This window comes from Vibrio sinensis (assembly GCF_003605645.1).
GTDB lineage: Bacteria > Pseudomonadota > Gammaproteobacteria > Enterobacterales > Vibrionaceae > Vibrio > Vibrio sinensis.
Window position 1 is genome coordinate 133,680 of record NZ_QVMU01000008.1, and the last position, 20,227, is coordinate 153,906.

15 protein-coding genes are annotated in these 20,227 nt (G+C 44.9%); 7 read left to right on the plus strand and 8 right to left on the minus strand.

All coding sequences use genetic code 11. The annotated features are described in order from the left end of the window. The first annotated feature begins 1 nt into the window (after position 1). Together DZ860_RS11060 and DZ860_RS11065 are read left to right on the plus strand one after the other, a co-directional pair. Complete coding sequence (locus tag DZ860_RS11060) at positions 2-2,119, plus strand: oxidoreductase (protein ID WP_120031209.1); 2,118 nt, start codon at positions 2-4, stop codon at positions 2,117-2,119. A gap of 153 nt (positions 2,120-2,272) precedes the next feature. Continuing rightward, entirely contained in the window at positions 2,273-3,694 is a 1,422-nt protein-coding gene (locus tag DZ860_RS11065) for a coniferyl aldehyde dehydrogenase (protein WP_120031211.1), read from the plus strand. A 133-nt stretch (positions 3,695-3,827) separates the two neighbouring features. On the opposite strand, the gene DZ860_RS11070 is transcribed toward DZ860_RS11065, so the two are convergent. The 5 genes from DZ860_RS11070 to DZ860_RS11090 form a co-directional block, all read right to left on the minus strand. Next, positions 3,828-4,634, minus strand: coding sequence for an SDR family NAD(P)-dependent oxidoreductase (locus tag DZ860_RS11070; RefSeq protein WP_207890618.1), 807 nt, complete (start codon positions 4,632-4,634; stop codon positions 3,828-3,830). 303 nt (positions 4,635-4,937) lie between these two features. Next, positions 4,938-7,343 carry an efflux RND transporter permease subunit gene (locus tag DZ860_RS11075; protein ID WP_120031213.1) on the minus strand — a complete coding sequence of 802 codons (2,406 nt, stop codon included), beginning with the start codon at positions 7,341-7,343 and terminating at the stop codon, positions 4,938-4,940. 20 nt (positions 7,344-7,363) lie between these two features. Next, the gene (locus tag DZ860_RS11080; protein WP_207890619.1) at positions 7,364-8,371 is read right to left on the minus strand and encodes a WD40/YVTN/BNR-like repeat-containing protein; all 1,008 of its coding nucleotides are present in this window, start codon (positions 8,369-8,371) and stop codon (positions 7,364-7,366) included. A gap of 489 nt (positions 8,372-8,860) precedes the next feature. Then, positions 8,861-10,372, minus strand: coding sequence for a DUF1302 domain-containing protein (locus tag DZ860_RS11085; RefSeq protein ID WP_207890620.1), 1,512 nt, complete (start codon positions 10,370-10,372; stop codon positions 8,861-8,863). A gap of 15 nt (positions 10,373-10,387) precedes the next feature. Next, entirely contained in the window at positions 10,388-11,773 is a 1,386-nt protein-coding gene (locus DZ860_RS11090; RefSeq protein WP_120031217.1) for a DUF1329 domain-containing protein, read from the minus strand. A gap of 269 nt (positions 11,774-12,042) precedes the next feature. Between DZ860_RS11090 and DZ860_RS11095 the strand changes: the two genes are divergently transcribed. The 5 genes from DZ860_RS11095 (at position 12,043) to DZ860_RS11115 (ending at position 16,706) form a co-directional block, all read left to right on the plus strand. Further along, complete coding sequence (locus tag DZ860_RS11095; protein WP_120031219.1) at positions 12,043-13,011, plus strand: flavin reductase; 969 nt, start codon at positions 12,043-12,045, stop codon at positions 13,009-13,011. A gap of 9 nt (positions 13,012-13,020) precedes the next feature. Further along, positions 13,021-13,818, plus strand: coding sequence for a fumarylacetoacetate hydrolase family protein (locus DZ860_RS11100; RefSeq protein WP_120031221.1), 798 nt, complete (start codon positions 13,021-13,023; stop codon positions 13,816-13,818). A gap of 124 nt (positions 13,819-13,942) precedes the next feature. Next, positions 13,943-14,845, plus strand: coding sequence for an acetaldehyde dehydrogenase (acetylating) (locus DZ860_RS11105; protein ID WP_120031223.1), 903 nt, complete (start codon positions 13,943-13,945; stop codon positions 14,843-14,845). Between the two features lie 10 nt (positions 14,846-14,855). Further along, on the plus strand, positions 14,856-15,896 hold the full coding sequence (gene dmpG, locus DZ860_RS11110; RefSeq protein WP_120031225.1) for a 4-hydroxy-2-oxovalerate aldolase: 1,041 nt from the start codon (positions 14,856-14,858) through the stop codon (positions 15,894-15,896). Positions 15,897-15,926: 30 nt separating this feature from the next. Next, positions 15,927-16,706 carry an SDR family oxidoreductase gene (locus DZ860_RS11115; protein ID WP_120031227.1) on the plus strand — a complete coding sequence of 260 codons (780 nt, stop codon included), beginning with the start codon at positions 15,927-15,929 and terminating at the stop codon, positions 16,704-16,706. Positions 16,707-17,199: 493 nt separating this feature from the next. Here the strand turns inward: DZ860_RS11115 and DZ860_RS11120 are convergent, their stop codons facing one another. From DZ860_RS11120 to DZ860_RS11130, 3 genes are all read right to left on the minus strand, one after another. Then, positions 17,200-18,378 (minus strand): helix-turn-helix transcriptional regulator, encoded by a 1,179-nt coding sequence (locus DZ860_RS11120; protein ID WP_207890621.1) that lies wholly within the window; start codon positions 18,376-18,378, stop codon positions 17,200-17,202. A 66-nt stretch (positions 18,379-18,444) separates the two neighbouring features. Continuing rightward, positions 18,445-19,404, minus strand: a complete 960-nt coding sequence (locus DZ860_RS11125; RefSeq protein WP_120031231.1) for an electron transfer flavoprotein subunit alpha/FixB family protein — start codon at positions 19,402-19,404, stop codon at positions 18,445-18,447. A gap of 9 nt (positions 19,405-19,413) precedes the next feature. Continuing rightward, on the minus strand, positions 19,414-20,163 hold the full coding sequence (locus DZ860_RS11130) for an electron transfer flavoprotein subunit beta/FixA family protein (protein WP_120031233.1): 750 nt from the start codon (positions 20,161-20,163) through the stop codon (positions 19,414-19,416). Between the last annotated feature and the right edge of the window lie 64 nt (positions 20,164-20,227).

Consider the following 20,227-nt stretch of genomic DNA (forward strand, 5'->3'; position numbering starts at 1 on the left):
TATGAGTACCTTTGAACATCTACTTAAACCCGGAAAAATCGGTTCAATGACGGTTCGCAACCGTATTGTTTCTGCCCCAATGGGAACCAATCTGGCAGAAGCTGACGGACATTGCAGCGAACGCATTCAAGCCTTTTATGAAGCAAGAGCAAAAGGCGGTGCAGGATTAATCACCATGGGTGTGGGTTCGGTTGCCTACCCTGCGGGAACGGCAGAACCTTATCAAGTTGGCCTTTCATCAGATGAATTTTTACCTGGCTTAACTCAATTGACCGAACGCGTTCATAAACATGGCGCTAAGATAGCCATTCAGCTTCAACACGCTGGAAAAACGGCAGTTCGAGACATGGCTGAGGGACGAGAGTTATGGGTTCCCTCCATGCCACCGCCGGCAAAACTCGGCATGATGGCGGCTTTATCAAAACAAGAACTCGCCTCTTTTGTTCGCCCTAAAGGGGGCAATGTCAAAATTCGTGTCATGGAAAAACCAGACATTGAGCAAATGGTATTCTGGTTTGCGGACGCAGCAGAAAGAGCCAAAAAAGCGGGCTTTGATGGCGTAGAAATTCACGCAGCTCATAGCTACATCATTGCTGGTTTCTTATCGAAATATTACAACAAACGTACTGATGAATATGGCGGTAGTTTTGAAAACCGAACTCGCCTGCTTCGCGAAATCATTGCAGCAGTTCGCCAACGTGTGGGACAAGATTACCCGGTTTGGCTGCGCCTTGATGCTTGCGAGTTAAGAACGCCTGAGGGCATTGACCTAGATGACTGTTTGCACGTTGCCAAACTGTCAGAAAAACTTGGCATAGATGCGGTAAGTATTTCAGCTTACGCAACCACCACCAGTGGTGATGCCTTTACTGAAGCGCCACTGGTTCATAAACCAGCAGGGTTTCTTGATTGGGCAACTGAAGTGGCCAAACAATTGGTTATCCCTGTCATTGCTGTTGGTCGTTTAGAGCCTGAAATCGCTAACAAAGCGATTGAAAAAGGCCAATGCAGCTTTGTCGCTATGGGAAGAAAACTTCTTGCTGACCCAGAGTTACCAAACAAGTTAATCGCTAATAACCCCAAGAGTATACGTCCGTGCATCTACTGCTATGCCTGCGTGAGTGAGATCTTCATTAATAAACGGGTTAAGTGTGCCGTGAACCCGGCTATGGGACATGAATCTGAATACCAAATTACTTTAGCAGAACGTCAAAAACACGTTGTGATCGTCGGTGGAGGTCCCGGTGGTATGGAAGCGGCGAGTCAAATTGCTCGACGTGGTCATAAGGTCACTCTTATTGAGCAAGATAAACGCCTAGGCGGCACGCTATTTTTTGCTTCTATGGTCTACCCAGAAAACAGCAAATTGCTCGATCACCTCTACCAACAAATTGATCATCCAATGATCGACGTACAGCTAAATACTAATGCAACCAAAGCCCTACTCATCAAGTTACAACCGGATGAAGTTGTCATTGCTACAGGGGCGTTAAGAGGCAAGCCTGACATTAAAGGTGCAGACCAAAAGCACGTATGGAGTGGCGATGAACTTCGAAAAGTGATGACTAGTGACAGTAGTGAAGTCAGCAAAGAGAAGTTCAATTTCATTCAAAGAACCATGCTTAAAAGTGGCCAATTAAGTGGCGTAACAGGGTCAGTTGAAGCTACACGAAAGCTCTCTCACCTATGGATGCCGTTGGCTGACAATGTTTGCATTATCGGCGGGGGTCTTGTTGGCCTGGAGTTGGCAGAGTTTCTCGCGCAACGGGGTCGAAAAGTCACTGTTTTAGAGCCGAGTGAAATGCTAGGCAAAGAACTTTCTATTGTTCGCCGCTGGCGAGTATTGCATGAAGTCGAAAAACTCGGTGTAACCATGCACAATTCCGTAACGATTAAAGAAATCACCGCCAAACAAGTACATTATACTTTCGACGGTGATGAAAATGTGCAAACCGCACAAGCCGGTTCAGTAATCTTAGCGGTTGGCACTGAGACAAATACGAGTATGGCGGATGATATTTCGAGTATCTATCCCGTTCATCAAGTAGGGGATTGTACCTCTCTCGACTTTATCGAAGGTGCCCTTTCGTCTGCTTGGAAAATCGCAGCCAAAATATAGACATGGAAATGATACCCAAATACTTAAAGATGCTGACAGGCAATAAGTAGGACGGGTAGATGGCTTGAGTGTATTAACAATCGAATAACGTCATACCTTACGGTGGCTGTTACGGTGGTTGATACACTCCAACAATACAAAAGGAAGAAACGGATGTCAGATAACTTCACTCATCTCAACCGTATTTTTGAACAACAGGTTGCCGCTCATAACGCTCAACCAATGAGCTCCGCGCAAGAGCGCCGAGAGGTGATCCAGCAAGTCATTCAAATGCTCGTTGATGGCCACTCGTCACTGGCAGAAGCAATGGAAGCTGATTTTGGCGGTCGCAGCCAAACATTCTCATTGATGAACGATATTTTAGGATCACTGGGATCGTTAAAGCACACAAGAGATAACCTTGAACAATGGTTAACCATTGAAGAGCGTGACGTTTTTGCTCCATACGATCAATTAGGCGCAAAAGCACAAGTCATGTATCAGCCGAAAGGTGTCATTGGTATTATGGGCACATGGAACGCGCCACTTTATACTTTGCTCAGTCCACTTGCTTGTGCACTAGGAGCTGGTAACCGAGTTATCCTTAAACCTTCGGAATTAGCGCCACGCACTGCTGCAGTCTTGGCGGAATTGGTTCAGCAGAAAATCGATCCAAACTGGGTGAATGTAGTTACCGGTGATAGTGAAATAGGCAAGGCATTTAGTGCCACGCCTTTTGACCACATCGTATTTACTGGCTCACCGAATGTCGGTAAAAAAATCATGGCTGCTGCCTCAGAAAACCTAACCCCTGTCACGCTAGAGCTTGGTGGTAAATCACCAGCCATCATTAGCACATCTGCCGATTTACAAGATGCTTGTCGCCGACTAGCGATTGCAAAAGGGACTAACGGTGGTCAAATTTGTATTAGTCCTGACATCATCTACGTACCGTCACATCTACTCTATAGCGCCATTCAAGAGCTCAACGCGGAGTTTACTTGTTGCTACCCAACAATTACGAATAATCCTGACTTGGTGCCGATCATTAATGCTACGCACTATGAGCGTATTAACCACTACATTGATGATGCTGTGGCGAAAGGGGTTAAAGTCGAATATAGCCATGATGAGCAAGATCCTGTCGGACGTAGAATGCCATTGACGATGGTAATCAACCCTCCAGCAGATTCAAAAATCATGCAGGAAGAGATTTTTGGCCTAGCGGTTATCATTAAAACTTACGACGATTTTGAGGATGTGATAGCAGATATTCAGTCACGCCCTAACCCTCTGGCACTCTATTACTTCGGTAATGACCAAAAGCAGCAAACTCAAGTTCTTGAGGATATCCGCGCCGGTGGTGTCTCGATTAATGATGCCCTTATGCATGCCGCCATCCATGACGCTCCATTTGGAGGGACCGGTCAATCAGGTATGGGGCATTATCATGGCAAGGAAGGTTTCCTTACGTTCAGCCACAACAAAACGATTTTCCATGCACCCGCACAGGATCTTCGTCGAGAATGGGGAATGCTGCCACCATTTAGTAACGACTTTAAAGCCATGATCGAAGCGCAAATCACAGCGGACTAGATCTAAAACGAGTTAATCATCGACTATTAAACCATCATATATTAATAGCCCTGTTGATTAACTCGTATTCTCCCCAACTCCCAACCTTTGCTAAGTTCACTCTCCGAAACACGTCGAGTTAAACGTGCTTCCACTAACCTAGATATGCTTGCCCGCCATCAAGGGCAATACTTTGTCCATTTAGGTAACGAGATTCATCACTGCACATCATGGCAACAAACTGCCCGATATCATCGACACAGTCACCAAAGCGTTGTAGTGGAATCGTGTTTAGAAACGCTTGTGCTTCCTCTGGGTTATGCTCCGCCCACCAACCGAGGCCGGGAGATTTGGCGACAGGAAGAATGACATTGCTGCGAATATTATCTGGTCCCCACTCGTTAGCGGCCGTTCGTGTCAGAGAACGAATCGCCTCTTTGACTGCAGCATATCCACCATAACCGCTCATATCCCAACGTTTGCTCGCACTACTGGCTAGGTTGATAATGCTGCCATCCCCTTTTAAGTAGGGATAACAGAGTTTCATCAACCTAAATGTCGCCATCGGGCCTGATTGCCAACCACGCTCCAACTCAATCTCTGTCAGTTCGTTTAACAACCCGAGGGGGGATTCTTGGGCATTATTCACCAAAATATTAAGACCACCAAAATGGCTAACCACAGCCTCAACACAATCCGTAGTACTCGCTGCATCGGTAATGTCGATAATAAACGGCTGCGCCTCTCCACCAAACGCATGGATCAATTCACACGTTTGTTTTAGTTTAGCTTCGGTTCTGCCCGCGACTGCAATGCGTGCACCTTGCTTGGCCAGTGCAATCGCGATGCCTTGACCGACTCCTTGCCCAGCCCCTGTTATGAGCGCCACTTTATTACCTAACTTGGTATCGCTTAATTTGGCACTATTTAGCTCTGTATTATGCTTCTGCTGTTCCATCATTCATTGCATCCTTTCGTCTCTTCGCTAGCTTCACTTTGCTTTCGTTCTACACATCTCATTCGACGCTGCTGATCTACTGTTTTCTACGCGTAGGTTTCTAGGCGCAGGTTTTTAGACATTGGTTTCTAGGCATATTTTCTATGCATAACGCTCTATGTACGACAGCATAAAAAATGGCGACATGGGTTTATTTGCCCAGTCGCCATACTCTTTATTTTCCGCTATATCGTTTCCAGCAACTCAACTAAACCAAGCCAAGCCAAGCCAAGCCAAGCTAAGGCCAAGCTAAGGCCAAGTGATAGATTAAGCTTTATCGTCTGCAGAAAGCTTATTTACATCACAAGCCTCTTGAGTTTTTGGAGACTTTAACACGACTGCTTTCGCCCCTAATAAATAGGCCAATGCTGGAAGCAGCAACATGGCTCCAAGAACATTTACCAAGAACATAAATGCCAGTAAGACACCCATATCCGCTTGGAATTTTAATGATGAGAAAGCCCAAGTCGCCACACTGACTGACATGGTCACTGCGGTAAATATCGCAGGAATACCACGAGTTTGAATCGACTGGTAAAAAGCCTCTCGTAATGGAATATTTCTATTAAGGTCGTGTTGCATCCGTTCATAAATATAAATGCCGTAATCCACCCCGACACCAACGCCCAGTGCAATCACCGGTAAGGTCGCCACTTTAAGACCAATACCTAAAGTTGCCATTAGGGCGTTACACATAATACACACTAACATTAGCGGCAAAATCACACACAAGGTTGCGGTAAATGAGCGGAACGTCAGCCAGCACAACACACCGATTGCGACAAAAATTGAGATAAGAATTTGTACTTCTGCCTTTTCTACTGCTTGGTTGGTCGCTTCGGCTACGCCTGCATTACCCCCAAGCAATCGAAACTCTGCATCGGTTAACTGCTCTTTTTCAATGAAAGATTTGATTTCTGAAACCACGTGATTAAGCGTAGTGCTTTGGTGGTCATTGAGGTACACCATCATGTTGATAGTCTGACAACCATTGTCATTCAGACCAAGCTGAGGACGAGCCGCTTGTGCTCCAGCACGTAACGCAATAGGGTCACGTTGCAAGGTGCGCCACAGAGGATTACCCTCATTATTACCGGATACATAACGTTTCGCGGTACCTGCTGTTGTTGCGACAGATTGGACGCCATCGACACCACGCATATGAAAATCGAAACGGTCTACAGCATTCATGATTTCCCAATTCAGACAGGCTTCTTCTTGATTGCGCGTTTCCAAGTAGATGGATAACACATCCATACCAATTGAGTAATCGTTGACGATTTTTTCGTTATCCAGATTGTAGCGTGAATCAGCATGTAACTCAGGAACCCCATTACCGATGTCACCAGTAAGAAGGTTACGAGATTGCCATGTCGCCGCCACCAATAAAATCAACATAATCGCGACGGAGATTTTTGCTGGCTTTTCTGTCGCCAGCGCCGATATCGACCACCAAAAAGAGCTGTGTTTTTCATTGGTCGGTTTATGGCGTAGGGCCATGTTTTCAAGGCTTAGGTGAGAGAGAATAATTGGCATGAACATTTTATTAGTCATGATCATCATCGCCACGCCAAGACAGGCCGTCACACCCAATTCATGCACGATCGGAATATCGATCACCATGATCACCATAAAGCCGAGAGCATTCGCTAACAGTGCAACTGTTCCAGGAATAGCTAAACGTCGGAATGCATTAATCGCAGACTCTTTTGAATCAATACCCGAGAGCACATCCAATTTCCACGCATTAGTCATCTGAACCGCGTGTGAAACACCAATTGAGAAAATAAGGAATGGTACCAACAACGACATTGGATCAATACCATAGCCAATTAGAGGCAGCGTTCCCAATAGCCAAACAACCGGTAATAGTGCAACCGCCACAATCAAGCCCGTCAATTTAATCGACATGGTGTAGTGCCATAACAGCAAAACAGTCACAACGAATGCGATTGAGAAAAACATCAGAACGTTAGACAAACCGTCCATGACATCACCCATCACTTTGGCAAAGCCAATAATCTGGATATCCACACCTGCGCCAGCAAGCTCTGTGCGTATATTTTCTAGATGCTTAGCCACAGCAGCATAATTGGTTTTTTCACCGGTTTCAGGGTCAATATCGAGCAGTTCGGCTTGCACCATTGCGGATTTGAGATCGTTGGAAACAAGGTTACCGATTTGACCTGATTTCGCCACGTTGCTGCGAACTTGCTCGAGACCAGCCTTATCAGCAGTAAATCGTGATGGGATAACAACATCGCCCATGAAGCCAAACTCAGTGACCTCAAGATAACGAATCTCAGGTGTAAACAAAGATCGCACTGTAGCTCGGTTTACCCCGGGGGTAAAAAAGACACTGTCAGTGGCTTTTCTCAAACGAGAAAGCAGCTCAGGGTTATAAATATCGCCCTCACCTTGCCACGTTAAACTGACCATAATTCGGTTGGTACCAGTAAACTTTTCAGCGTGCTCTAAAAACGCCTCCATATACTGGTGTTTCACCGGAATTAGCTTAGTAAAGCCAGGATCAAAACGGGTCTTGGTCGCGGTATAGCTCAGCAAGACCGTTAAGCATAAAAATATTATTGCCAGAGGAAAGCGCCAGTTGATGATTAACCGGCCAATTTTATCCACGAATTGTTGTGTCTGTGTTGGGGTATGTGTCGACATGGTTGCTCCGATTTCAATCATTAATTGGTTGAGGTAGATAGATAAGCGAGTTTGGTTGAGTCAGGGGCTGGGAAATGAATCACCCCAGCTTCTGAACCGAGCAAAAAATCACCACTGTCGAGTAATTCAATATCATTGATGGTTTCGCGCGCTCCACGTCGAATCAATTCGAAAGTTTCGCCTTTATCGTTGGAGGAGAGCAAGATGCCTCCCTGTCCCCCTAGCAAGAGATTTCCGTTAGGTAATTGCAAATGAGAAAATAGAGAAATAGGCAGTTCAAAGTCTACGCGGTGCCAATTCACACCATCGTCACTTGAACGGAATATATTTCCTCGCATACCGTAAACTAACCAAGATTGCCCACCAAGGTGGAGGCCACCATAGAAAGAACCATCATAAAATGGTGTCGTCATCTCCCACGACTCTCCCGCACTGGTACTTCTTAATAACGTTCCAGCTTCTCCTGCGATTAACCAAGTATCGCTACTTGCAGAAGTAATGATGGCATTTAAATGCCAGTCCGTCCCCGCAGGAGGTGGCACATCTTGCCAAGTTTTACCGTTATCATTAGAAATTCGAGTTAAACCATAAGCACCGATAGCGATCCATAAATCAGAGGATAGCTGGCTAATGTTTAACAACGGAACGCTGCCTTTATTGCCAAAGCTGACTTCTTTCCAGCTTTCACCGCCGTCCTGAGTTCGCAAGATCCATCCCTCGTGACCAACCGCTAAGCCGTGGGCTTCATCTTGGAATGCCACATCGGTAATGAGTGCATGCCTCTGTTGATCAATCGCCGCTTTTCCCCATGTTTTGCCATTGTCTTGCGATAAAATGATATGTCCTAGCTCACCGGCTGCAACGAGCCCGACGTTAGACTCAGCAACACTAGTAATAATCATGTTGTTAACTGGGATCTCCGATGGAGCAAGGGGTAAGGTATGACGAGGAGCGAAAGCAATGCCACCAGCTGTGGCCATGATGAGGGACAAAGCGACCGCCATTTTGGTTGTTGTTATTTTTTTCATATGCCACCTTATTTCCACGTTGTTTGAGTATCAACTAGCAGAACTCATAGCGTTCAAAACACCAAAGTTGATACTGTTTATTGTGCTATTTATAGTTGCAGATGAGGAATGTCAGCATCGTCCAAACGAGCTAGAGAATACGGTTGTTTACATTTTCAATACAAAATAATCACACAAATTTTGTGGGTAGAAGTGATTTTTATTTGTAGCTAAAGGAGGAGGAAAACCTCGTTGCTTACTTATAAACTGCATATAAACGTTGATTGCATGTTGATTGCATAGAAACGAGGCGAATGACGGATAGCAAAAAAACAAATCGGTAATTGGCTATATGTTACCAAGATGTTCAACAAGTCGGATGAGAGTATGCGTCAAATATTAATAGCAAGTTAAGCCATAAAATAAGTTAGATGAAATGACGCTAGATTAATCGATAAAAAAATGGAGGCATAAATGCCTCCATTGAATATGAATAGGAAAGTGTATCGATTAGAACGAATATTTTGCCGTAAACGAAATGTTATCTCTATCACTTAAAGGACGCTCTTTAGTTGGGTCATCAACATCTGGATTCCCAAAGTAGCCAGCATATTGTAAACCAAGCAGTATATCGGTTGCGTTATGTGTCAACTCTACGCCAAGGCGAGCTCGGTGATCGCCCTCACCACCGACGCCACCTGTAATAGTTCTACCGCTCAACTGTCCTGTATACCCGATAGGAATCGATAGCCCCCACCCCTCAGTAAAGCTAGGATAAGACAAAATTAACGTCGCAGCAGCCGCTAAGCTGTGGTTAGAATAATAAAGCTCATCGGTTTTAGGGCCAGGAGTACCAGTCATGCTGCGAGCCTCTGCATCGAGGATATTCACATACGCGACTTCTGCCGTTAAGTTGACTGATTCAGCCAAAGCATTACGACCAAAGTTAACAATGGTATTCAAGTTGGTTTGCAATATCTCACCACGTGTCGGTAATGCAGAGCCAACTAATACTGGTGCACCATCTTTATACGTCACTTCCGCTGCAATTGAAGCAATACCTGCGTTGGTTGAATAAGTTAAACCATACAGTTTAATGTCATCAAAATAGACCACGTTGTATTCTGGCAATTGACCAATAAACATATTACTGATGTCTAAATCAACCATAGGGATACGATCAGAGTAATTCAAGAAGTACAAACCTAGCTCTGAAACATCTGTCACACGATATCGAGTACCAATACCCCATTGATCCGTTTTACCCGGCTCAATATTAGGACCACGAGATGCCACTACACAAGGTTCACCCGGTGCTTGGGTTAAACAGGTTGCCCCCTCGCCCACAGCTTCTGAGGTGCTGTAGAACGTACCAGGTTCAGGAACTAATGTCTCTTGCCAGTTAAATTGCCATTGAGCGAGCAATGATAGCTCTGGCGTCACCTCAAGCTGCATCGAAATTTGATCTTCTGGTAACAATACCTCTTTTACTTCAGTACCAGGGACTGACGCTTTAATCGCATCAGTTGGGCCCTGGGCGAGTGAAATGCTTGGAAAGAAAAGTCCCTCACCCCATGCGACTACGTGACGTCCGACACGAATATCGGCATATCCATATTCGCCATAAGAGAAAGATGTGTAGCCATAGAAATCGAGCAGACGTGTATAACCGCCACTGTATTTCTGCGCATCATCAGAGAATTTGTCGTCTTGATAAACTTCATCATAAAAAGTACTACCGGAAGCAACGAAACCAAAGTTGTCCCAACGTAGGTGGCTCTCAAGCAAAAGGTAAAGACCGTTACCAATCATATCGTATTGATCAAAATTTCGGTCACCCGATGATTTCGCAGCTAAAACGGGATCTTGCTCTTCGAGGCGCATACCTGCTGAATAGGTGACTGTTCCTTTCCAGTCAAGCATCACATCATTACCAAGCTCAAGTGTTTCTCCAGCCTGAGAGGTCGCTGCAAACACCGCTAAGCTAAGTGCAGACAGTCTACATTTCATTGATATATTCACTATTCTACTCCTTGATTAGTGACTTAGACGACGCAATGCGGCTGGTGAAAAATTGTTGGCGGTGAAATTACCCTTATTCAGAACCGGTGCTAAACCACGTTCTTGGAATAAGTTGTAGCCAACGTAACCACCACTTTTTAAGTCATGGTAAAAGCTCGAACCCGCTTCATAACTGTTCGCGTCAAACGCGTAGTAGTAGTTGATGTAGGCATGCTGAACCAACTCACCTCGCGTATCATAATAATCACTGATGATAGCGTGCCAAGAATCCTCATCGAGATACATTACTCGACGACCATACTTATGACGATATTCATCTTTCAGTTCACCCTCTAGCACCCAAACTCGACGTAGCTCATAACGCATAAAATCAGGATTAGCATGGTTTAGCGTTAACAGCTCATCGTAAGTCACGTCATCTTGGTGGACACGGTAAGCATTGGCAGGAATAAACACTTCACGTCGCTCGAACGCTTTCCATTCATAGCGCTCTGGAGAACCATTCATTAGACGGTCTGAATCTAGAGTTAACTTGCCTGACGTGCCCGTTAGCGGAGTATCAAAACCATATTCAGGTAACTGACGAACTCGACGAGTACCAGGGTTATAAGTCCAAGCAAGACGCTTTCCTCGAGTGAAATTAACAGGCTCAGATGTAACGGTCGCTGAACCTTTTGCACGCGTAGGTAAGAGTGAAGATACAAAACTGTAAGCCATTACGCCTTCAATAGGTTTGCCGATTTCATCTGGATGCGTTGTTACATTTAGCCCCTCATTAAGCGTACGTGCCCAAGCAATTGAATGGGTTGAACTTACATCAGCAACATCACGAGTTGTACTGTAAGTGTAAGGACGGTAAGGGAAATTCAAATTTGATAGAATTTGCATTGGCTGTTCTAAATCAGGAATCGGAAACGGAACGCCCCCTTTGTAGCCTGTAAAGCCAAAGCCTTCATCGATAAGCTCAGATTCAACAGCATTTTTCTTCATCGTTACACAAACTTCATCTGGATAACGAAAATCTCGACGACCAGGGTAAACAGGCATCTTGAACGTATCAGGGTATTGCTGGAACATCGCAATTTGCCCTGGAGTCAGTTTGTCTTCGTACTCACTAAAGTTCTTACCATCGATAACATACAGTGGCTTGTCATCTTGATAAGGGTCTACTAATGGTTGTCCAACACTGAGTTCATACTCAACATGATCGGGTTTTCCTAACCACTTTCCTGAAAACGCAGGTATCGTTCCATCGCTATTACCAGCAGCAATTGCACCTGTACACGTTAGCTCATTGCCCAGTTTGCTTGCTTCTTCTGGCGAAACTTTCGCTAATGCAGAAGTGGCTGGAACCAGTAGCATTGTTGCTAACAGCGCGGGGAATCCTTTTTGGTATTTCATGCATCTCTCCTTGGTTCTTTCACCTGTTAACCATGCTCTATCACTATTTTGAGTGCGTTGTTGTGGCTAGCAGTACATCGAATCGTGTCTGTTTGATGATTGCCTAACGATTGTTTTCTAAGTGCTGGGTCGCTGAAATCGTCTATTGGGACTAGGCGCTAAAACTGAGTGAATTAATTTGTAGTCCGTATTGACGATGGAGCTAGCGCGCGTCCACTCAATAATGAAAGGGTGTAATACAACGAGAATTTTGTTCAAAGGAGAAGCAGATGCAGCAATCGATCATCGATCCTAAGGCGCTTCGAAACGCGTTAGGCACATTCACGACTGGCGTGACTATTATTACCACTCGTGATGGAGAGGGACAGGCCGTAGGTCTAACCGCAAACAGTTTCAATTCAGTCTCTTTAGATCCACCACTTGTGCTTTGGAGTCTCGCTAAGACAGCGTTGAGCCTGCCTGCCTTTACCTCGACCACTCATTGGAATGTTCACGTTCTCTCCACCGAGCAACAGGAACTTTCTATGAGATTTGCTTCAAAAGGCGAAAATAAATTTTCAGGATTAGAGTTAGATCAGGGCGTTTCAGATGCACCATTAATTCAACAATGCACAGCCCGTTTCCAATGCCGAACTGCATTTACTCATGACGGTGGTGACCACATCATCTTTATTGGTGAAGTCATCGCATTTGATCAATCCGATCTCCCACCGCTGGCATTCCAATCTGGTCAATATGCCGTCACGGCGAAGAAGCCTTGGCAAGAATTGAAACTCTCGTCTGTCGAAGAACCACTAGATTGCAGCTATAGCGAAGATTTACTCGGTTACTTAGTCGGTCGCGCCCATTTCCAAATGCTAGGAAAAATGCAGCAAATACTAAACTCACAAAGTGTCACTGCGCTGCACTTCTTTGCACTGTCAGTATTAGCTATTCAAGATAACGTTCAACTCGATGATATTAACGCTCATATTGGTTATACCGGTCACCAACTCGATGTCATTCATATGAATGAGCTTGTGGAATTAGGTTTGGTTAAATCCCTTGATAGTAAGTACATGCTTACGGCAAAAGGCCATAAAGCCACGCTTCTCCATATCGCAGAAGCGAAATCCATTGAAGATGATATCGTCTCACAACTTGGTGAGGGCGATATCATGGCACTGAAAGTGATGCTCAAACGACTGATTCAACAAACCGATCCAGGTCTTCCTGACCTATGGGAAAACGCATCATAAGGAGGACGTATGAGTACTATGGCTGTTGAACAACTAGGCGAAGATTTATATCAAGCGTTACGTCAAAGAAAAACGATTGTGCCACTTATTTCTGGTGACATTGGACAATCATTATCCATTGATGACGCTTACCAAATTTCTTTATATACGTTGGCAAAAAGAGAACAAGACGGTGAGCAAATCATCGGTAAAAAGATTGGCGTTACCAGTAAGCCCGTTCAAGAAATGCTCAACGTACACCAACCTGACTTTGGTTTTCTTACTAACACTATGCACTATCCAGATGGCAGTGAAATCAGTTTAAAAGAAGCAAAACTCATTCAACCTCGTGCAGAGGGTGAAATCGCTTTTTGTCTAAAAGAAGATCTTATCGGCCCCAATGTCACTGCAGAACAAGTATTACAAGCCACTGAGTGGGTTGCACCTTGTTTCGAAATTGTCGATTCACGCATCAAAGATTGGCAGATCAGCATTATTGATACTGTCGCAGACAACGCTTCTTGTGGTGTATTTGTGATTGGTGAATCGCGTATTGACCCCCTATCACTGGATTTAGCCGCAGCTCAAATGCGTGTCTATCACAATAACGAACTGGCAGTACAAGGCATCGGGAGCGCTGTTCAAGGCCACCCTGCCGAAGCGGTTGCGTGGCTTGCCAATACGTTAGGTGAATATGGTATTCCATTCAAAAAAGGCGAAATTATTCTTTCCGGTGCATTAGCCCCTCTCATTGATGCTAAAGCCGGAGACCGTTTTGATATGGAAATCGAAGGGTTAGGGAAAGCGAGTATCCGCTTCAAAGCCTAATGTCGTCAGCCGCCTATATCGTTAGTGAGATCATGAATAAGCCCATTCATTGATGACCTATTGAATAGCGGGCTTATTGGATAGATGAAGCGCACTCGACAGAACAATAAGGAAGAAGAAACCAATGAGTAAAATCAAATGTGCCCTGATTGGTTCAGGGAATATTGGTACAGACTTGCTATACAAATTACAGCGTAGTGAAGTACTCGAACCAGTTTGGATGGTCGGTATCGACCCTGAATCCGAAGGCTTAGCTCGTGCCCGCGATGCTGGATTAAAAACAACAGATCAGGGTGTAGATGGTTTACTCCCTCATGTCATTGCCGATGATATTAAAATCGCTTTTGATGCAACATCAGCCTATGTGCATGCCGAAAACTCTCGCAAACTCAACGAACTCGGCGTAGTAATGGTTGATCTCACACCTGCAGCGATTGGCCCCTACTGCATTCCATCAGTTAACTTAACCAAATTGGCCAGTTCAACGATGAACGTCAATATGGTGACCTGTGGCGGTCAAGCGACAATACCAATGGTTGCAGCGGTTTCTCGCGTTCAAGAAGTGAAATACGGCGAGATTGTAGCGACCGTTTCTTCTCGTTCAGTCGGCCCAGGTACTCGTCAAAATGTCGATGAGTTTACGCGTACAACATCACGAGCAGTAGAAGAAGTCGGTGGCGCAAAGGAGGGTAAAGCGATCATTATTATCAACCCTGCCGAGCCACCTTTGATGATGCGAGATACGATTCACTGCTTGACTGAAAATGAACCTGACCAAGCCGCCATTACCGCATCAGTGCATGCAATGATTGAAGAAGTGCAACGTTATGTACCGGGTTATACCTTAAAAAATGGCCCTATTTTCGATGGCAATAAAGTGTCGGTTTTCTTAGAAGTCGAAGGACTCGGCGACTACTTACCTAAGTATGCGGGTAACCTCGATATCATGACGGCATCAGCAGCTAGAACCGCAGAAATGCTCGCAGCAGGTATCTTGTCTAATGTTGAACCCTCAGTTGCAGTGTAAGGAGTACACCATGAAAGTTGAAAATAGAGATGTCATCTTACACGAAATGTCCCTTCGTGATGGTATGCACGCGAAACGTCACCAAATTAGCGTTTCTGAAATGAGTGATATCGCAACCGGACTTGATGAAGCGGGTGTCCCTTTAATTGAAGTCACCCATGGTGATGGTCTCGGTGGTTCATCATTAAATTACGGTTTTCCGGCTCACAGTGACGAAGAATACTTAAAAGCTGTTGTTCCTAAAATGAAACAAGCCAAAGTTTCAGCTTTGTTGTTACCGGGAATCGGAACAGTCGAACATTTACGTATGGCGCATGATCTGGGCGTAAGCACAATTCGTGTCGCAACCCACTGCACCGAAGCTGACGTCTCAGGTCAACATATCGGTCTGGCTCGCTCATTGGGTATGGATACGGTCGGTTTTTTAATGATGGCGCACATGGCATCACCTGAAAAGCTGCTTGAACAAGCAAAACTCATGGAATCTTATGGAGCAAACTGTATTTATTGTACAGACTCCGCAGGCTACATGTTGCCTGCCGATGTAACTGAACGCATCGCCGTATTAAGAGATGGGCTGAGCCAAGATACTCAAATTGGCTTTCATGGGCATCACAATTTGGGTATGAGTATTCCTAACTCTCTTGCAGCGATGGATGCTGGCGCTATTCGAATTGATGTTTCATCCGCAGGCCTAGGCGCAGGTGCGGGTAATACACCATTAGAAGTCATGGTGGCTGTGCTTAATCGCATGGCGGTGAACCATGGTGTCGATCTGTATAAAGTGATGGATGTTGCGGAAGATATCGTGACACCAATGATGGAACAACCGATCCGTATCGATCGAGATGCGCTAACTCTTGGCTATGCTGGGGTCTATTCATCATTCCTTCTATTTGCAAAACGTGCAGAGGCCAAATTTGGGGTACCTGCACGTGACATATTAATGGAGCTCGGACGTCAGGGTACTATCGGCGGTCAAGAAGATATGATTGATGATACGGCGATGACGATGGCTAAATTGCGCACCTCGTCTTTATCTCGCGCTTAATACGTTTATTTTAATAACTAAGGAGTGGTTATGGCCTCTATTGCAGTAACAGGTTCTGCCTCAGGGATTGGAGCCGAGGTATGTAAAATGCTTGAGTCAGAAGGGCATTCTATTATCGGTATTGACCGAAACATCGACCAGAAACACACAAGAATAGCAGCAGACTTATCAAATTCGACAGGTCGACAACTAGCAGTTCAAGAAGTGTCTCGCTTATGTGAGGGAAGCTTAGATGGCATTATTTGTTGTGCTGGTGTTGGTGTCACGGCACCATCAACATCACTCATTGTCGGTGTGAACTACTTTGGTGTAACAGAATTTATTGATGGATTGACTAGCTCTTTGACTAAAGCAAGCAACGCTTCCATTGTTATCATAGGTTCAGTTGCTGCGACTCATCAGCAGCAAGAAACCGCCGAACTGGCTGAAGCCATGTTTGCCGGTGAGGAAGAGAAAGCCAACCTTATCGCTGAAACACTGGGTTCGACTCACCTGGCGTATGCCGCGTCTAAATATGCGGTTACAGCGTGGGCGCGTAAGCTGTCTATATCAATTGCCAAACAAGGTATTCGAGTAAACGTCATTGCCCCTGGCGCAGTAGAAACGCCTTTGCATCAAGCTTCGAAAGAAGATCCTCGCTTTGGTGAAGCAGTGAAGAACTTTGTCGCTCCCCTTGGCCGAAATGGTCAACCGGAAGAGATCGCAAACGCAGTCTCGTTCCTTGTGTCGGAGAAAGCCAGCTTTGTGAACGGTAGCGTACTGTTTGTTGATGGTGGTATGGATGCAATGATGCGTTCTAACAAATTCTAAAGATATTCACTCTAATACCCTAGAAACTTGAAGATGTAGATAGACGTTAGCAAGGCCCGTGAGCATAGATAAAGTATGTGGCTGGGCCATAGCAACATCGAGCGACAACCCTGCAACTTCAAGTATGACGGTATAATTACTTTGCAGCTAACTTTTAGCTTTTTGCAACTGCCTGTACCACTTTAGTTGCTCTGTGATTATTTTGTGTTGTCTGCTGTGTCTTATTGGCCACTATTTTGATAGGAGTAGTGGTCTTTTTTATGCTCGAGACTTTCCCTTATCAGCCCTAGCTCTTCTCTTCTCTTCTCTTCTCTTCTCTTCTCTTCTCTACACCTTGAGATAATACCTAGAGGTTAAAATAAAAACGCCCAATGCAAACATCGGGCGTTTAAATGTAGATGACTATCAAGACTAGACGGGGGGCAGTCTGCTATTGGTCACATTGGTTATTCATCCAAGTCTATTTTGGTCATGGTCAAAGCTAAAATTAACGTTAAGGTCCAACATTAATATCGGTCTCTTTGCATGCAAGTGGTGCGACACTATTTAACAGAATACGAACCAACTCTGTTTGTCGTCTAACACCCGTTTTAGAAAAGATAGAGCGTAAATGCGCTCGGGCGGTATTACGACGGATATTGAGTACTTCTGCGGCCTCTTCTAATGAAAGACCGTTCGCTAGTTGAAGGGTTAATGCCGTCTCGGCAGAGGTTAAACCAAAAATTTTCTTAGCGACATGGCTACTTGCCTGAGACTTAGCAACAGAGTCTCGAATATAAACCACGGCTTTGCCCTGCCCTGTTCCTTTCTGCCATGCTGGTGATGGAATGACTTCCACAACAACGCCAAGGTTCACCTCACCAGATGGGCGGGCGATTGACATTGCTTCAGGTAACATAGGACGGTCGGATTCACTGACCATTTTAAAAGAATCGGCGATAAGCTGTTTAAGCTCACGATTATCGTTTGGGTAGTGGGCGGTTAGTTTACCCCCTTGAACTTTTAAGCCATCTTCTTGCAACAACAATTCGCTGGCAAATACATTTTGTTCAAGGATTCTTCCGGACTCATCAATCTGTACCGTTGCAATCGATAAACGACTAATCGCCTCGTTATACATAGAACCGATGGAATTACTTCGGTCAAGTTGATGGTGGATATCAAGTGCGCGCTTTAGGTGGGTAATCAGCAGCTGACAAAGTGCTTTGTCTTCGTCGCTAAAATTGTCTTGTGATTCAGGTCTTGTAATACGTAGTTTGACTAAGCCACCGTCGATTGTTGAAATATCAGCAGACATGACATGGTAGACGCCAATATTGGCACACCAATACTTACGGTAGGTACTTTGGATCCAAGCTTCTTCATCCATGAGGTCATCAACAGTAAACACCGTATCTGGACGTTGATTGTTGAAAGGGGTGATGTGGTAACGATAAGGAAGGTATTGCACTTTTTTCTCTGCGCTAATACCACTTCCTATCGCAATCATTAATCCTAGCTCTTCTTCCTCGTTTTCAAATGTCGGTTTAAGAATCAAAGTGACATAGTTAGCCGAAAAACAATCACGCAGTTCCTGCAATGGTTTATACCAATTGGATTTACTTTGCGAAAATTCGTATATGTTCTCTATCAGCGCGCTGTATTGCTGAAAATCGTAAGACATGTCCGCCAATTTACCCTCCTTTATAATACTTATTTAAGGGTAGGCACCCGCAGCAATCACTTACTGCGGATCGCGCTATGACTGAGCTAGACACTCCGTGAGTTCAGGAACCAAAGTAAACAAGTCCCCCTCAAGACCATAATCAGCATACTGAAATATTGGTGCATCAGGGTCTTTATTAATGGCTACGATAACTTTAGAGTCGCTCATCCCTGCAAGGTGTTGAATCGCGCCGGAAATGCCTACTGCTATATAGAGCTCAGGTGCAACAATCTTACCTGTTTGCCCTACTTGATAGTCATTAGGAACATAACCTGCATCAACTGCAGCTCGCGAAGCTCCAAGAGCCGCTCCTAATTTATCTGCCAATGGTTCTAAAATATCTCGATAGTTTTGATCACTACCAAGACCTCTCCCCCCGGAGACCACCACTGACGCAGTACTTAGATCTGGACGATCCGATTCAACAAGTTCTGTTCTAACAAACTGCGATAGACCAACATCTGCTGCAGCTGCGATATTTTTCACTTCCGCCTGGCCTTCCATTCCTGCTTTTTCAAAGGCCGTCGTTCTAATGGTTAAGATCTGTACTTTCTCTTTAGATTCCAATGTTAAGAGAATGTTACTAGTGTATATATAACGCTGGTAGATGCCAACATTTTCGATGCTCGTTACGTCTGAAACTTGAGCAACATCAAGAAGTGCGGAAATGCGAGGAGATACATTCTTACCAAACGTCGTACTTGCGCTAATAATCGCGTCATAACTTTCATTTTCAGTGACTTCCAAAACTAGCTGCGCAACGTTTTCTGCCAACCCACCAGCGTAGTATTCCGCCTCTGCATGTAGCACATTATTGACCCCTGAAATACGTTGACACTCTTGCGCTACATCTGAACATTGATGACCTGCAACCAGCACATCAATTGTCGAGTCTGATGTATAACTTGCGAGTGTTTTAGCAGCCCCAACGGCATTAAGCGTCGCACTAATAAGTTGGTTATTCAGATGTTCTGCTATAACTAAAATTTTCATTATTTTCTCCTAAAGCACCTTAGCTTCGCTTTTTAGCTTTTCGATAAGCTCATCAATACTTGATACCATGACACCACCTTTGCGTTGCTCAGGCATCGCATAAGAAACGGCCGTAAAACGAGGTGTAGTATCGACGCCCAAGCTTGAAATATCTAAGGTATCTATAGGCTTACGTTTTGCTTTCATGATATTTGGGAGTGACGCATAACGAGGCTCATTGAGTCGAAGATCACAAGTCACCACTGCTGGTAGCGGCATTTTCAACACTTCCAAACCCGCATCAACTTCACGTGTTACTGTCAGTTCTTCGCCTTCAATTTCCATCTCAGACGCGAATGTACCTTGTGGCCAGTGCAGCAGCGCCGCTAACATTTGACCGGTTTGATTGCTGTCATCATCAATGGCCTGTTTACCTAACAGTAATAGTTTTGGTGATTCTTGTTCTGCAACCGCTTTAAGAGTTTTCGCGACGGACAAAGGCTCAATCCCATCTTCAGCGAGAACATGAATACCTCTGTCTGCACCGACTGCTAGTGCGGTTCGAATAATATCTTGGCATCCTTGGCTACCAACACTGACAACCACGACCTCTGATGCGACGCCGGCTTCTTTTAAACGAACTGCTTGTTCGATAGCAATTTCATCAAATGGGTTAATCGACATCTTCACATTATCAAGATCAACCCCAGAGCGGTCTGACTTCAACCTTACTTTCACGTTGTAATCAACGACTCTTTTAATGGGAACGAGAATCTTCATGCATTACTCCCTCATTTGTATGTGGTACCGATTAATCATCCATTAATCAGACTTTCCGTAAGTT

Coding starts and splice junctions, on each gene's coding strand:
- DZ860_RS11100 (WP_120031221.1), top strand. CDS start 13,021: ATGAGTACTATGGCTGTTGAACAACTAGGCGAAGATTTATATCAAGCG.
- DZ860_RS11095 (WP_120031219.1), top strand. CDS start 12,043: ATGCAGCAATCGATCATCGATCCTAAGGCGCTTCGAAACGCGTTAGGC.
- DZ860_RS11080 (WP_207890619.1), bottom strand. CDS start 8,371: ATGAAAAAAATAACAACAACCAAAATGGCGGTCGCTTTGTCCCTCATC.
- DZ860_RS11075 (WP_120031213.1), bottom strand. CDS start 7,343: ATGTCGACACATACCCCAACACAGACACAACAATTCGTGGATAAAATT.
- dmpG (WP_120031225.1), top strand. CDS start 14,856: ATGAAAGTTGAAAATAGAGATGTCATCTTACACGAAATGTCCCTTCGT.
- DZ860_RS11070 (WP_207890618.1), bottom strand. CDS start 4,634: ATGATGGAACAGCAGAAGCATAATACAGAGCTAAATAGTGCCAAATTA.
- DZ860_RS11130 (WP_120031233.1), bottom strand. CDS start 20,163: ATGAAGATTCTCGTTCCCATTAAAAGAGTCGTTGATTACAACGTGAAA.
- DZ860_RS11065 (WP_120031211.1), top strand. CDS start 2,273: ATGTCAGATAACTTCACTCATCTCAACCGTATTTTTGAACAACAGGTT.
- DZ860_RS11115 (WP_120031227.1), top strand. CDS start 15,927: ATGGCCTCTATTGCAGTAACAGGTTCTGCCTCAGGGATTGGAGCCGAG.
- DZ860_RS11090 (WP_120031217.1), bottom strand. CDS start 11,773: ATGAAATACCAAAAAGGATTCCCCGCGCTGTTAGCAACAATGCTACTG.
- DZ860_RS11125 (WP_120031231.1), bottom strand. CDS start 19,404: ATGAAAATTTTAGTTATAGCAGAACATCTGAATAACCAACTTATTAGT.
- DZ860_RS11105 (WP_120031223.1), top strand. CDS start 13,943: ATGAGTAAAATCAAATGTGCCCTGATTGGTTCAGGGAATATTGGTACA.
- DZ860_RS11060 (WP_120031209.1), top strand. CDS start 2: ATGAGTACCTTTGAACATCTACTTAAACCCGGAAAAATCGGTTCAATG.